The 13,204-nt window shown below is 43.0% G+C and carries 13 protein-coding genes and 1 pseudogene; 1 reads left to right on the top strand and 13 read right to left on the bottom strand.

Annotation, left to right across the window (positions count from 1 at the left end):
- The 3 genes and pseudogenes from B2575_RS05530 to rpsP form a co-directional block, all read right to left on the bottom strand.
- Positions 1 to 189 (bottom strand): annotated as a pseudogene (locus tag B2575_RS05530) (tRNA (guanosine(37)-N1)-methyltransferase TrmD); the annotation flags it as partial.
- Between the two features lie 87 nt (positions 190 to 276).
- On the bottom strand, positions 277 to 810 hold the full coding sequence (rimM, locus tag B2575_RS05525; RefSeq protein ID WP_045445903.1) for a ribosome maturation factor RimM: 534 nt from the start codon (positions 808 to 810) through the stop codon (positions 277 to 279).
- A gap of 185 nt (positions 811 to 995) precedes the next feature.
- Positions 996 to 1,265 carry a 30S ribosomal protein S16 gene (gene rpsP / locus B2575_RS05520; RefSeq protein ID WP_296240493.1) on the bottom strand — a complete coding sequence of 90 codons (270 nt, stop codon included), beginning with the start codon at positions 1,263 to 1,265 and terminating at the stop codon, positions 996 to 998.
- Positions 1,266 to 1,759: 494 nt separating this feature from the next.
- Between rpsP and B2575_RS05515 the strand changes: the two genes are divergently transcribed.
- Entirely contained in the window at positions 1,760 to 3,238 is a 1,479-nt protein-coding gene (locus B2575_RS05515) for an ATP-binding protein (RefSeq protein WP_296240492.1), read from the top strand.
- Positions 3,239 to 3,314: 76 nt separating this feature from the next.
- Here B2575_RS05515 and B2575_RS05510 read toward each other — a convergent pair whose 3' ends face one another.
- The 10 genes from B2575_RS05510 to atpE all read right to left on the bottom strand — a co-directional run bounded on the left by B2575_RS05510 (position 3,315) and on the right by atpE (position 13,172).
- Positions 3,315 to 3,494: a hypothetical protein gene (locus B2575_RS05510; RefSeq protein ID WP_045445897.1), complete on the bottom strand. Its 180-nt coding sequence runs from the start codon at positions 3,492 to 3,494 to the stop codon at positions 3,315 to 3,317.
- Positions 3,495 to 3,571: 77 nt separating this feature from the next.
- A complete protein-coding gene (locus tag B2575_RS05505) occupies positions 3,572 to 5,260 on the bottom strand; it encodes an ATP-binding protein (RefSeq protein WP_045445985.1) in 1,689 nt (562 codons plus the stop codon).
- 314 nt (positions 5,261 to 5,574) lie between these two features.
- A complete protein-coding gene (locus tag B2575_RS05500) occupies positions 5,575 to 6,291 on the bottom strand; it encodes a response regulator (protein ID WP_045445894.1) in 717 nt (238 codons plus the stop codon).
- A 656-nt stretch (positions 6,292 to 6,947) separates the two neighbouring features.
- Complete coding sequence (locus B2575_RS05495) at positions 6,948 to 7,364, bottom strand: F0F1 ATP synthase subunit epsilon (RefSeq protein WP_021812807.1); 417 nt, start codon at positions 7,362 to 7,364, stop codon at positions 6,948 to 6,950.
- 104 nt (positions 7,365 to 7,468) lie between these two features.
- Positions 7,469 to 8,902 carry a F0F1 ATP synthase subunit beta gene (atpD, locus tag B2575_RS05490; protein WP_296240490.1) on the bottom strand — a complete coding sequence of 478 codons (1,434 nt, stop codon included), beginning with the start codon at positions 8,900 to 8,902 and terminating at the stop codon, positions 7,469 to 7,471.
- 50 nt (positions 8,903 to 8,952) lie between these two features.
- On the bottom strand, positions 8,953 to 9,834 hold the full coding sequence (gene atpG, locus B2575_RS05485; RefSeq protein WP_045445883.1) for a F0F1 ATP synthase subunit gamma: 882 nt from the start codon (positions 9,832 to 9,834) through the stop codon (positions 8,953 to 8,955).
- Positions 9,835 to 10,060: 226 nt separating this feature from the next.
- Complete coding sequence (gene atpA / locus B2575_RS05480; RefSeq protein WP_055125356.1) at positions 10,061 to 11,605, bottom strand: F0F1 ATP synthase subunit alpha; 1,545 nt, start codon at positions 11,603 to 11,605, stop codon at positions 10,061 to 10,063.
- A 93-nt stretch (positions 11,606 to 11,698) separates the two neighbouring features.
- Positions 11,699 to 12,322: a F0F1 ATP synthase subunit delta gene (locus tag B2575_RS05475; RefSeq protein ID WP_045445877.1), complete on the bottom strand. Its 624-nt coding sequence runs from the start codon at positions 12,320 to 12,322 to the stop codon at positions 11,699 to 11,701.
- Between the two features lie 13 nt (positions 12,323 to 12,335).
- Positions 12,336 to 12,806, bottom strand: a complete 471-nt coding sequence (locus tag B2575_RS05470; protein ID WP_045452424.1) for a F0F1 ATP synthase subunit B — start codon at positions 12,804 to 12,806, stop codon at positions 12,336 to 12,338.
- A 117-nt stretch (positions 12,807 to 12,923) separates the two neighbouring features.
- Complete coding sequence (atpE, locus tag B2575_RS05465; RefSeq protein WP_010197960.1) at positions 12,924 to 13,172, bottom strand: F0F1 ATP synthase subunit C; 249 nt, start codon at positions 13,170 to 13,172, stop codon at positions 12,924 to 12,926.
- Positions 13,173 to 13,204: the final 32 nt, after the last annotated feature.

The raw sequence follows: 13,204 nt of genomic DNA, 5'->3' as shown, positions 1-13,204 counted from the left end.
CATCATCACCATGCCAGGACCGCCACCATACGGACGTTCATCAATACGGCGATAATTATCACTGGTAAAATCACGCGGATTAATGCATTCAATCGTCACTTGTTTCTGAGTGACTGCTCGACCCGTAATTCCAAACTCACGAATCGTGGCAAACATCTCAGGGAAAATACTAATAACGGCAAAATACATTAGGTATCTACTTGCGCAGTGGCTAATATTGGCTAAATAAATCGGTGTTATTACTGATAAAGCTTAACCGCAAAGTTAAAATAATTATCAATAATCACTCGGCCATGCCACCAGCACTGTTTTTTCAGTCAGACTGACCTGTACTACAGTTTGCTTGTGCCATGGAATCAGGCGCTCATCGGCATCTAAGCTGTCTGAATTTGCCGCAACCCGCATAATAGCGTGAGCGCCAGTCTCAAACATCTCAGTAATGTCGCCTAGATACTCATCCTGCTCATTTACAACGCGCAGGCTGACCAAATCCGACCAGTAATATTCATCTTCAGCGGGTTCTGGCAAGATGTCTTGCTCGACCCAAAGAGTTACCCCGTTCATAGTCTCAGCAACATTGCGATCAGGAATCTGCTCAAACTGAGCCACAATTCCTGTGCCTTGCTCACGCCAAGCCTTAACGGTTAAAGGTTTCATGCCGGTAGCGGTTTTCATCCACCAAGGTTTAATGTCAAATATCGCCGTACGATCATCTGTCTCACTAAATACCCAAAGCCAACCTTTGATGCCATAAGGCTTTTTGAGCTGACCAATTTTCATAAGGGCACTAGCGTTTGGAGCAGAGGACATAACGGCTAACCTAACAATGATGAACACAGCGAAGATAAATAAAAAGCAATTAAAAACGATAAACGCAGTTAAAAGCGATAAAAAGTTAATGGCGTACCTAGTTAGACCAGTTACGCTATGTTTTTTACTAAAGTCTATCGAGACTGCTTATAGACGAGCTATCAGCGTCTCAGTGACCACAAAACTTAAGCAGTTGCTTCAGTTTGCGCGACAGACTTGTTGAAAGCTTTTACCAATGAAGCAACGCGATCTGAAGGTTGTGCACCTTTTACGATCCACGCATTGTACGCTTCCATATTTAGGCGTACTGCTTCTTCAGACTCTTTAGCGAGTGGGTTAAAAAAGCCGATGTTTTCAATATAGCGACCGTCACGCGCGCGGCGTTGATCAGCAACAACTACTTGATAAAATGGGCGTTTCTTGGCACCGCCCCGTGCTAAACGAATAACAACCATGTGAATTCTCTCTTTCGCAGGTATACCAAAAAGGGCATAATTATATCACAGTCTTGATTTATTGAAAACATAAACTGCGCTTATTTAATTATTTATTAACAATAGCTTAAATGCCCATCGATGTAAAATACAATTGATCATCACTACTGATTTTTAACTGAAGATACTGCCTCTACATCATGTCCAAGTGGCTCGTTGCTGTATTATTCAGCGCTGTGTTATTCGGTGCTATATTACTCAGTACTATATTAGTGCAAATTTGAGTATTCAATTGTTGCCTACTGTTTTAAAGCCATCCGTGTCATTCATTGATTATGCTACTCTATGACATAGTCAGCGAGTGAATGATGCTATCGCCTACCGAATTGCGTCATCGCTCAAGAGTATTAGCTATTACGCTACTCATAAGTATGGCACGTTGTTTTTGAACGACATAAAAAAGCACCATTTTTACACTAAACTCAATAAAGCATCTTTTAATATGTTGGATCCATATGACCACACCAAAATCGCAACCACGTCGCAAAGGGCGGTTCACGCGCTCTTACTCCAACACTTGGCTGACAACCTTGATGGTCTCTTTCATTGTTCTTATCAGTGTCAGCTTGTCGATTCTGTTTTTTTGGCGCAGTCTATATTTACCCGAGCTTAAAAACCATGCGCGTTACTTAACGAGCGAGCTGCAGTTGATGAATAGTGTCAACAAAGACTGGAAAAATCGCCCTGAAGTACGCCAATGGATTTATCAACACTCGCATGTCGTGGTAGTGAATAACCCTAATGACTTTCCAGCAGTGTCTGATAAGGCATTTGTCGGTGTCTTCACTGATGTATTACAACGCGAAATCGGTGCGCAATTGGGTCGACCTGTCGAGGTTTATTTTAAATTCAAACCGACACCGCAGCTTTGGGTGCAAGACAGCCGTGATGACAGCTTTTGGATTCGTGAACCCGTGGTTTATTATTCACAATATAGTCCAGCATTGTTGGTGCTGTTTCTCATTGGATTGCCTATTTTATCGCTGCTGACCATTATTCTACTGGCGCGGCAATTAAATCGTCCGCTACGATATTTGCAGCGTGCCGCGACCAACTATATTCGCCTCGGTCATGCCACTACGTTGCCAACACAAAAAGGACCTACGGAGATACGTCAGGTCAACATGGCATTCAATCGTCTATTCACGACGTTAAATCAAGCACAAAAAGAGCGTACGATTATGCTCGCTGGTATCTCGCATGATCTGCGAACGCCCTTAACTCGTATGCGTTTGACTGCTGAGATGTTACCTGATGACTTTTTTCGAGAGGGATTGATTTATGATATTGAAGACATGGATGCCATTTTAGAGCAGTTTATCTCGTTTATGAAAGATGGCTCCGATGAGCCAGTCAGCCTAACCAATTTGGATACCATCTTTAATGAGATTATGGTGCAATTTGCACCAATGGAGTTCATCTATCAATCAGAGTGTCACAAAGTGGTTCCTGTGCGCCCCATGTCTATCAAACGCCTTGTGATCAATCTGGTCAATAATGCCAAGCGTTATGGCAAACCGCCCATTTACCTATCAGCGACTGTTGTGCCAACTTTTATAGAAACTATTGAAGAGGAAGATAGCGATGTCGTCAGTGAAAATGTCGTCAATAGAGAGGCGCAAGAACAATTGCTGATATGTGTGCGTGATTGTGGTGATGGTGTTGCAGAAGATCAGTTAGAACGTATTATGCAGCCTTTTGAACGCGGAGAGACAGCACGTACCACACAAGGCAGTGGTTTAGGTCTAGCGATTGTAGACCGTATTGCCAGATTGCATCATGGGACGGTAGAAGCCATTAACCATCCCGACGGAGGTTTACAAGTGTGTGTGCGTATTCCCCTACTTTCCAAGGTTGCTGGAGATACAACCATGGCAGCCGATACAGAAAAAACGCCTGTCTCTAATGACAAGACATGGAACAAAGAGAACTGATAGCGGTTGAATTGCTCATCACTAAAGCTAATAAATACTCAAAACAATTCGCTGCGACTATTTAGTTGTATAACACCTAGTCTTTGTTTCCAATAATAGGTGGAATATATTTGGCGCTATTGGTAAACGCTAATGGCTGAGTAATATTTTCTTGCGCTGCTGTCAACGTTTGCGTCGTCGATGGCTGCTGCAAGAATAAATAGTAGCCCAACGTTATTGCATTTAGTACCACCAAACCACCAAATAAATATGGCATCCTTTGCCCTCCTCTGATTTAAAGCTATCTTTAAACCGTTAATAATAAAAATTAACCGACAATTCTGTGCAGTGGCATTATTTATCTTCAAACCCACGCTCGCTTTTTTCTTGCGTCAGTTCATCAGCAGCCAAAATTTGTGTCAGTGGCTTGATAGGCCACGTCATGACAAATCGTGCACCGCCAAGCTCTCGGCTCTCATCGACTTTCATACTACCATTAAACCAAAAGGCAATGCGCGATACAATAGACAAGCCTAAGCCATAGCCGCCTGAAGCGCGTGTACGACTGTCATCTAAACGTGAAAATGGAATAAAGACCTTTTCGCGATCTGCTTCTGGAATACCATGACCATCGTCCTCAACACTAACAAAAGCATTGCCCTTTCTGACGCCAGCACTAATGATAATCGTGGTCTCTGCATAACGTAAGGCATTGCCCGCCAAATTTTGAATCACACGGTGTAAATAACGCCTATCTGCAACAGCGGTTACTTTAGCATTCGGCAGCTTGGTCACTATTTTGATAGGCTTACCCAAGGCATTGGTTTCACGCTCAATCTGCTCCAATAACTCTCTAAGATTGACTGGTTCTAAATCCAGCTTTGGTGAGCCTTCTTCGAGCTTGGCGTAAGTCAAAATCTCATCAATCAAACCATTAAGCGCTTCGATATCTTCATCAATAAAATCACGCTGCATAAAACGCGAGTCTTCGTCATCCGTATCAGCCAACATATCAACGGCAAAACGAATACGAGCCACCGGTGTACGCAGCTCATGTGATACCGCTCGCGTTAATTCTCGCTGCGACTCAATAAGGCGCTTGATATGCGAGGTCATGGCATTAAAAGTCGCGGCTAAACGGGCAATTTCATCCTGCCCAATGACTTGAACTTGACTTTCAAGATTACCTTTACTCACCTCATTGACGCCAACCTGAATCAACTGCAATTTACGCTCAAGTGGAAAAATCAACGCATACACGCCTAAGCTGATTAAAAACATGCTGATAAGAATCATACTAATAATCAGATTAAGTGGGAACCAGTTGAATAATGGCACCGGACCAATCAATATCGCCATGTCATTGATTTCAGAAGGCACCACTACTCTAATAGCCGAATTACTTTTACTGCTATTGGTATCTTGTAAGGAAATAACCACTTCATCTCGGCGTAATCGTGCAAGCTGATCGGTATCCAAATCCAGTGTATTGACGGCCTTAAACTCTAAAGGAAAGGAAAACTTTTTTTCCAGCTCAGCCAAACGGGCACGCTTGTCAGATAATGTCACATAGTAAGACAAATCATCTAATAAAAACACAGCGATTGCCCGTACTTGCTGCTCAGTCACTTGCGATATTCTGGCGGTCAAAACGCTTTGATTGTCCGGTAGACGATAGTACACATCGGCATAGACAGGTTGCTCGGTATAACGAACGACCGTATTGCCATTTTCAAAACGCCGCAGTTCACTGGCATTAAAGTCTACTTCATCAATAGGCAAAACTTTGAATTCTGAGCCAAATAAACTACTGGCATCAGACAACCAATATTCACGCTGCTCTTCACTTTCTTGATGAGCGATACCTTCACTCACCAGATGAAAAGCCCCTGTTGCCATGTTTTCACGGTAGGATTGGACGCGCTCTTTGTTGATGGTATCCATCAACAGTTGAGCAAACAATGCCACACACAAACAGACTATGAGTAGCCCAGCATAAATACGAACAAAGATACTGTGTTTTAAAGAAGAGACTAATGACATACGTGCCGTAACCAACTTAATGAATAAAAACTGCCGACATCATTCAGCAAACAAGCGCTGCGTGATAAATGATATCAAACACTGTTGAATAAAAAACCATTCTGGCTGCTGTATTTTAATTTATAACTGAGCATCACCTAAAATCCATTTACCTCATGTATATTTAGGCAGCACCCATAATAATTGCTTAATTAAACCACATAACGCTGTATTTAAGTTCAAAAATTCGAGTTTAGCCACAAAAAAACCAGCCTAGTTGCTGGTTTCTTTGGTCACGCTAATGAGCAATAAGCCGTTGCCGGAGCAAAATTGACTTAGTTGCCTTCTTTAACAAACAAATACCCTTTACTACGAACGGTTTTGATACGTTTTGGATTTTCTGGATCATCACCGATTTTTGGACGAATGCGTGAGATACGAACGTCAATTGAACGATCTTGACCGTCATATTCGATACCACGTAGACGCTCAAAGATATCTTCACGCGAAAGAATTCGACCCGCATTAGAAGCAAGCAACCATAATAAGTCATATTCAGCACTGGTGAAATCAACCAACTCATCACCTAAATTCACTGAACGACCGCCATTGTCGATGACCAGTTCACCAAATTCTAGGCGCTGTGGCACATCTTCTGATGGGGCATTTTCTGAGCGACGTAATAACGCACGAATACGTGCTAGCAAGACACGTGGCTGAGCAGGTTTAGCGACATAATCATCCGCACCCATCTCAAGACCCAGTACCTGATCCATATCTTCAGTACGCGCAGTCAGCATCAAAATAGGATTCTGATAATGCGGGCGTACTTCACGACATACCGTCAGTCCATCGCTACCAGGAAGCATGACATCAAGTACGACCAAATCTGGTTGTTCACTGACGATGCGACGAATAGCACGATTACCATCGGTTTCGATAGCGACTTCTAAACCATTTTTGACCAAGTAATCTTGAGTCAACATGGCCAGACGCTCATCATCCTCAACAATCAAAATTCGGGGGGTGTTGTCTTCTTCATTCGTTGTCATTGTTATATCCTCTAATACATCTCATTTAAAAGCAGTAAAAGTAAGAGCGGTAAAATTAATAGCACCATTAAGTGGCACAATTGATGTTGGTATAGCTGTTACAAACTTGGTAGCACAGTATACTATTAAACATACAGCTTCCTATACTATAGCTTATAGTCGTTAACAAAACCTATAAACTACACCCATTAAAACTTTAGTTTACGTCCAAAAATTATGAGCTTTATACAAATAATAGCAAGTGAAATGTTTTTTTACGACCCTTTCCTCACCTGAATTTCTATAAGTAGCCAATTTTAATGCAGCGCACAGTGATAGGATACTTGATTGATACCGATACTTGTATTCCTGTTACGTCTAATATAGCGACATATCACCTTTGCTGCCAGTGACTTTTTCATCTACTATTCCCGTACTGCCTATTATTATTCGATACATAATTAGTAAATGCATAGTTCATGTATGTATAATTAGTTAACAATCATATTTAAAAAACTGTCTGTCGAGATCGAAATTGCATCATAAATCGTGTATTTATCCTCGATCAACAAGCATAGAATATTAAATAATAAACATAAAAAAACAGCCCATGATGGACTGTTTTTTTATATCTGTGGTAAGAGTCAAAAGGAAACTCTAAAATTTTCCACAAAAAATTAAGCGCGGTTTTTGTACTTACGGATAGTCTGTAGCTGTGCCACAGACTCTGCTAATGATGCTAAAGCTGCATTAGTTTGTACAGTATCCGATTGATTAACCAGCATCTGCTCAGCCTTCTTACGTGCTTCGACAATTTTGCTTTCATCAAGGTTATGTGCACGCATCGCTGTATCAGCCAATACGGTAACCATCTTCGGCTGTACTTCTAAAACACCGCCTGATACATAAATCACTTCTTCTTCACCGTTTGGTGTTTGCACTCGCATCGCACCCGGTTTTAACAAAGTAATAAGCGGTGTGTGACCTGGCAATACACCAATCTCGCCTTCGGTACCAGTAGCTATTAACATGCTAATTTCGCCTGAATACAACTCTTCACGAGCACTTACGACGCGACATTGTAACGTTGCCATACTTAACTCCTTACGATCAAAACACAATCAAAACTGCGAGGCGTTACTAACTGGCAAATAGACTTTTTATGGCCTATCTGCCCTTTAGCAAATGCTAACACAACTTACGCTGCAGTAGATTTCATTTTTTCTGCTTTAGCAACAACTTCGTCGATGCCACCAGCCATATAGAACGCTTGCTCTGGTAGGTCATCGTATTCACCCGCGATGATTGCTTTAAAGCTAGCAATGGTATCGCGTAGTGGTACATATTTACCAGGTGCGCCAGTAAAGACTTCAGCAACGTGGAATGGCTGTGACAAGAAGCGCTGAATCTTACGCGAACGATAAACGACTAGTTTATCTTCTTCTGATAACTCATCCATACCCAAGATAGCGATGATGTCTTTTAGCTCACGATAGCGCTGCAAAATCTCTTGCACGCCACGAGCAACGTTATAATGCTCTTCACCAATGACTAATGGATCTAGCTGACGCGAGGTTGAATCTAGCGGATCAACCGCAGGATAGATACCTTGTGAAGCAATGTCACGACTCAATACAACCGTTGCATCCAAATGCGCAAACGTCGTTGCTGGTGATGGATCCGTCAAATCATCCGCAGGAACATATACTGCTTGAACTGAGGTGATAGAGCCAGACTGAGTTGAGGTAATACGCTCTTGCAGCATACCCATCTCTTCAGCAAGTGTTGGCTGATAACCAACCGCAGATGGCATACGACCAAGTAGTGCTGATACTTCAGTACCGGCTAGTGTATAACGGTAGATGTTATCAACAAACAGCAATACGTCACGACCTTTGCCAGTGGCAGGATCTTTCGTATCACGGAAGTATTCAGCCATGGTCAAACCAGACAACGCAACACGCAAGCGGTTACCCGGTGGCTCATTCATCTGGCCGTATACCATCGCAACTTTAGATTTGCTAAAGTCTTCAGTGTTTACAACGCCGGCTTCTTGCATTTCGTGATAGAAATCGTTACCTTCACGAGTACGCTCACCAACACCAGCAAATACTGACAAACCTTCATGTTTTAGAGCGATGTTATTGATCAGCTCCATCATGTTAACGGTTTTACCAACACCAGCACCACCAAACAGACCAACTTTACCACCTTTAGCAAACGGGCAAAGTAGATCGATAACTTTAATACCAGTTTCTAACAGCTCAGTGCTGTTTGACTGATCCGCGTAGCTTGGCGCTTCACGGTGGATAGACCATTTTTCATCAGCTTCTACAGGACCTTCTTCATCGATAGGACGACCAAGAACATCCATGATACGGCCAAGCGTACCAATACCAACAGGCACAGCAATAGGCGCATCAGTGTTAGTGACTGTTAAGTTACGCTTTAGGCCTTCAGTTGAACCCATTGCGATAGTACGGACGATGCCATCACCTAGTTGTTGCTGTACTTCTAGGGTGGTTTCGGTACCATCTACTTGCAAAGCATCATAAATCTGAGGAACTTCACTACGGTTGAACTCAACGTCAAGAACCGCGCCAATAATCTGTACAATACGACCGCTACTCATTGCGTTCTCCTTGAACTTCTGTATATAGTGGGTTTCATAAGGGGTTTCAATTATGAAACAGCAGCAGCACCGCCAACGATTTCCGAGATTTCTCGGGTAATCGCCGCTTGACGCAGCTTGTTATAAACCAACTGTAAATCGTTAATTAGGTCACCAGCATTATCTGTCGCCGCTTTCATTGCAACCATACGTGAGGACTGCTCAGAGGCAATGTTTTCCATTACCGCTTGATACACAATCGACTCAATATAGCGGCCAAGCAACTCATCAATCAATGTTTTGATATCAGGCTCGTAGATATAATCCCAGCTCAGTTCTGTTTGAATGCCGCTCTCTTCTTCACCAAACGCACTGTCTGGTAAAGGTACCAATTGATTGACAGTCGGCTTTTGGGTCATCGCATTAACAAACTTATTATAAACCACATAGATGCGGTCTATTTTACCGTTAGTATAATCGTCAAGCATCGCTTGAACCGGTGCGTTTATCTGCTCAAACGTTGGCTTATCACCATAATCGGTTACTGCCGAGGTCACTTTACCACCAAAGTTTTTGAAAAAACTCACACCTTTAGCGCCAATGACTGCAAACTCAGTTTGTACAGATTGATCTTGATACTGCTGGATACTCTTAGATAAAGCTTTGAATAAGTTAATATTCAAACCACCCGCCAGACCGCGATCAGAGGTAATGACAATATAGCCAACCTTATTGACTGGACGCGAGACCATATACGGATGTTTATAGTCTGATGAGGCATGCACCAAATGTGAAATAACCCGGCGCATACTATCAGCATACGGGCGACCCACTTCCATGCGCTCTTGGGCACGGCGCATTTTACTTGCCGCAACCATTTGCATAGCACGAGTAATTTTCTGGGTGCTTTTAATACTGGTGACTTTGGCACGTATCTCTTTTAAGCTTGCCATAATGATTCCAATATAAGAGGGTTAAAAAGCATTGGCGCATGCGACAATTATTTAGTATATAACATCAATCTAACAAATTAATGTTATATATTTTGTGCATGACGCGATCTAATACCGTCAATGGTTAGAACAGTGGCGCTACTGTCTTAATAAAGAAATACAAGACAATGCGCCACTTTATTAGCCATCAAAGACAGCCATAACCAATTCGGCTTAACCCGTTAAATTAATAACTGTGATTTTGTTTAAAGGTCTCTAAAGATGACTTCAAACGACCTGCGATATCATCATTATAATTCGCAGTATCATCAATTTCACGCATCAATTCACTCTGCTCATCATGCATATAGCGTAAGTAAGCTTCTTCAAAAGAACCGATTTTTTCAACAGGAACGTCCGCTAAAAAGCCTTCATTCGATGCATAGATAACTGCAGCTTGCTCAGAGATTGACATTGGCTGATACTGCTTCTGCTTCATCAATTCAGTCACACGCTCACCATGATCAAGCTGTTCGCGAGTCGCGTCATCAAGATCTGAGGCAAACTGAGCAAAGGCGGCCAGTTCACGATACTGAGCCAGTGCAGTACGGATACCACCAGATAGCTTTTTGATGATCTTAGTCTGAGCTGCCCCGCCCACACGAGATACCGAGATACCAGCGTTAACTGCTGGACGGATACCTGAGTTGAATAGGCTTGATTCTAAGAAAATCTGACCATCAGTGATTGAAATCACGTTAGTCGGTACGAATGCAGATACGTCACCAGCTTGGGTTTCAATAATTGGCAGTGCGGTTAAAGAACCGGTTTTACCAACTACTTCACCATTAGTGAATTTTTCTACGTACGCCGCGTTTACGCGTGATGCACGCTCAAGTAAACGTGAATGTAAATAGAATACATCACCAGGATACGCTTCACGACCTGGCGGACGACGTAGCAATAGTGAAATTTGACGATAAGCAACGGCTTGTTTTGATAAGTCATCAAATACAATCAGTGCGTCTTCACCGCGGTCACGGAAGTATTCGCCCATCGTACAACCTGAATACGGTGCGATATACTGTAGTGCGGCAGGCTCTGATGCTGATGCAACCACAACCGTGGTATATGCTAATGCACCAGTTTGCTCAAGCTTGCGTACGACGTTTGCAATGGTAGAACGTTTCTGACCGATTGCGACGTATACACACTTGATACCAGATGATTTCTGCGCGATGATCGCATCGATAGCCATCGCGGTTTTACCCGTCTGACGGTCACCAATGATAAGCTCACGCTGACCACGACCAATTGGAATCATAGTATCAACGGCTTTATAACCCGTCATTACTGGTTGATCTACTGATTGACGATCAATAACGCCTGGGGCGATTTTTTCGACTTTATCAGTCATTTTGGCATCGATAGGACCTTTGCCATCAATAGGATTTCCCAAGGCGTCAACAACACGACCTAGCAACTCAGGACCTACTGGTACTTCAAGAATACGACCAGTACAATAGGCTTTTTGACCTTCTTGCAGCTTTAGGTAATCACCAAGTACTACCGCGCCGACAGAATCACGCTCTAAGTTAAGCGCCATTCCATAGATTTCGCCTTCAAACTCAATCATTTCGCCGTACATGGCATCTTCAAGACCATGAATCTGCACGATACCGTCAGATACTTTGACAATCGTGCCTTCATTCTTTGCAGTTGCACCCGCATCAAGGTCTTGAATACGCTGCTTAATCAGGTTACTGATTTCCGCTGGATTCAATTGTTGCATTGCCTTGTTTCCTTTAATTTATGATAACCCGCCCACTGACTTAAATGCTCTTACTTTCACGCAGATCATAGATGACTGCGCTGGTAAATGGCATTAGGCCGTTAGCTGTGTTTTTAACTGTTGTAACTTGCCGCGCATCGAATCATCAATGATTTTATCACCGACTTTGATGGTAGCGCCTGCCAATAGACTTGGATCGACCGACTCATGAATCACCACACTAGCATTTAACGATGCAGCAAGGCGCGTTTGAAGCATTTCACGCTGAGCGTCAGTCAATGGATAGGCAGAGGTCACGTAAGCATCAAGCTGCTTTAAGCTTATTGCCTTGTGGCGGCGATAATGCTCATAAACTTCAGGAAGCAGCGCCAGACGCTCTTGCTGCGCCAACTGCTTAATAAAATTATTGAGCGCTGGTGACACTTTAGGATAGCTAATACTATTACCATAACGAGAGCCTTTGCTCTCGCCTAGTAGCTGTTTAAAAGCAGAGTCGCTATCACCAGCCACTTGTGAGTCATAAAGATCAACCAAAGCAGCTGACTTATGCTCAGCCGTAACGGCTGGATTTTCTAGCCATGTACGGAACGCTTTGTCATTGACAATTGCACTGGCGACAAACAAGAAATTTTCCCACTCGTTTACGGCCCCGTTTTCGTTGGCATAGTCAAACGCGGCTTTAGCGTAGGGTCGTGCTAAGGTTGATAAATCAGCCATTATATCCTCACAGTTACAGCTTTGCCGCCAGTTGGTCTAACATACTGGCATGTTTTTGCACATCGACTTTGTCTTGCAAAATCTTTTCTGCACCAAGTACAGCCAGTTCAGCAACTTGGGCACGTAATGATTCACGCGCTTGATTGATTTCTTGGTCGATAGACGCTTGCGCTTGTTGACGAATGCGCTCGCCTTCCACTTGGGCCTGCATTTTTGCATCTTCGACAAGCTGGTTGGCACTCTTGTTCGCTTGCTCGATTAAAGCAGCAGCTTTTGTCTTTGCAAGATCAAGCTCCTGCTGGACGTCTTGCTCAGCGGTCGCCAGATCTGCTTTTGCTTTCTCTGCGGCATTCAGGCCTTCAGCAATTTTACGCTGACGCTCATTGATGGCACCAATAAGTGGTGGCCACACGAATTTCATGCAGAACATCACAAAGATTGCAAAAGCAATGGCTTGACCGATGAGGGTAGAATTGATATTCACGTGATCACCTCTTTGTTAATGAAAAATCAGTTTCATTGATCATATTTGATAGCCAAACTTTGGCTATGGTTAAGATACAAACTTTGACTACCAAACATTTACAACTGAGCTTTCTGATTAACCTGCTAGAGGGTTAGCGAACAACAATAGCATAGCAATACCAACACCGATCATCGGAATAGCATCAAGAAGACCTGCTACGATGAACATACGAGTTTGCAGCTGTGAACCAAGTTCTGGCTGACGCGCAACGCCTTCTAGGAATTTACCACCTAGAATAGCAAAACCAATACCTGTACCTAGTGCACCTAAACCGATAAGTAGTGCTACTGCGATAACTGTGTAACCACCTAATACTGGATCCATGGATGTATCCTCATTTACCTATTGAATGTCTA

This window comes from Psychrobacter sp. UBA6739 (assembly GCF_002453835.1).
GTDB lineage: Bacteria > Pseudomonadota > Gammaproteobacteria > Pseudomonadales > Moraxellaceae > Psychrobacter > Psychrobacter immobilis_A.
This window is presented reverse-complemented; position numbering and strand designations above follow the sequence as displayed.

Excerpts from the sequence above, each read along its gene's own strand:
- atpA (WP_055125356.1), bottom strand. The coding sequence starts at position 11,605 with ATGCAACAATTGAATCCAGCGGAAATCAGTAACCTGATTAAGCAGCGT.
- atpG (WP_045445883.1), bottom strand. The coding sequence starts at position 9,834 with ATGGCAAGCTTAAAAGAGATACGTGCCAAAGTCACCAGTATTAAAAGC.
- B2575_RS05500 (WP_045445894.1), bottom strand. The coding sequence starts at position 6,291 with ATGACAACGAATGAAGAAGACAACACCCCCCGAATTTTGATTGTTGAG.
- B2575_RS05510 (WP_045445897.1), bottom strand. The coding sequence starts at position 3,494 with ATGCCATATTTATTTGGTGGTTTGGTGGTACTAAATGCAATAACGTTG.
- rpsP (WP_296240493.1), bottom strand. The coding sequence starts at position 1,265 with ATGGTTGTTATTCGTTTAGCACGGGGCGGTGCCAAGAAACGCCCATTT.
- atpD (WP_296240490.1), bottom strand. The coding sequence starts at position 8,902 with ATGAGTAGCGGTCGTATTGTACAGATTATTGGCGCGGTTCTTGACGTT.
- B2575_RS05505 (WP_045445985.1), bottom strand. The coding sequence starts at position 5,260 with ATGTCATTAGTCTCTTCTTTAAAACACAGTATCTTTGTTCGTATTTAT.
- B2575_RS05515 (WP_296240492.1), top strand. The coding sequence starts at position 1,760 with ATGACCACACCAAAATCGCAACCACGTCGCAAAGGGCGGTTCACGCGC.
- B2575_RS05495 (WP_021812807.1), bottom strand. The coding sequence starts at position 7,364 with ATGGCAACGTTACAATGTCGCGTCGTAAGTGCTCGTGAAGAGTTGTAT.
- rimM (WP_045445903.1), bottom strand. The coding sequence starts at position 810 with ATGTCCTCTGCTCCAAACGCTAGTGCCCTTATGAAAATTGGTCAGCTC.
- atpE (WP_010197960.1), bottom strand. The coding sequence starts at position 13,172 with ATGGATCCAGTATTAGGTGGTTACACAGTTATCGCAGTAGCACTACTT.
- B2575_RS05475 (WP_045445877.1), bottom strand. The coding sequence starts at position 12,322 with ATGGCTGATTTATCAACCTTAGCACGACCCTACGCTAAAGCCGCGTTT.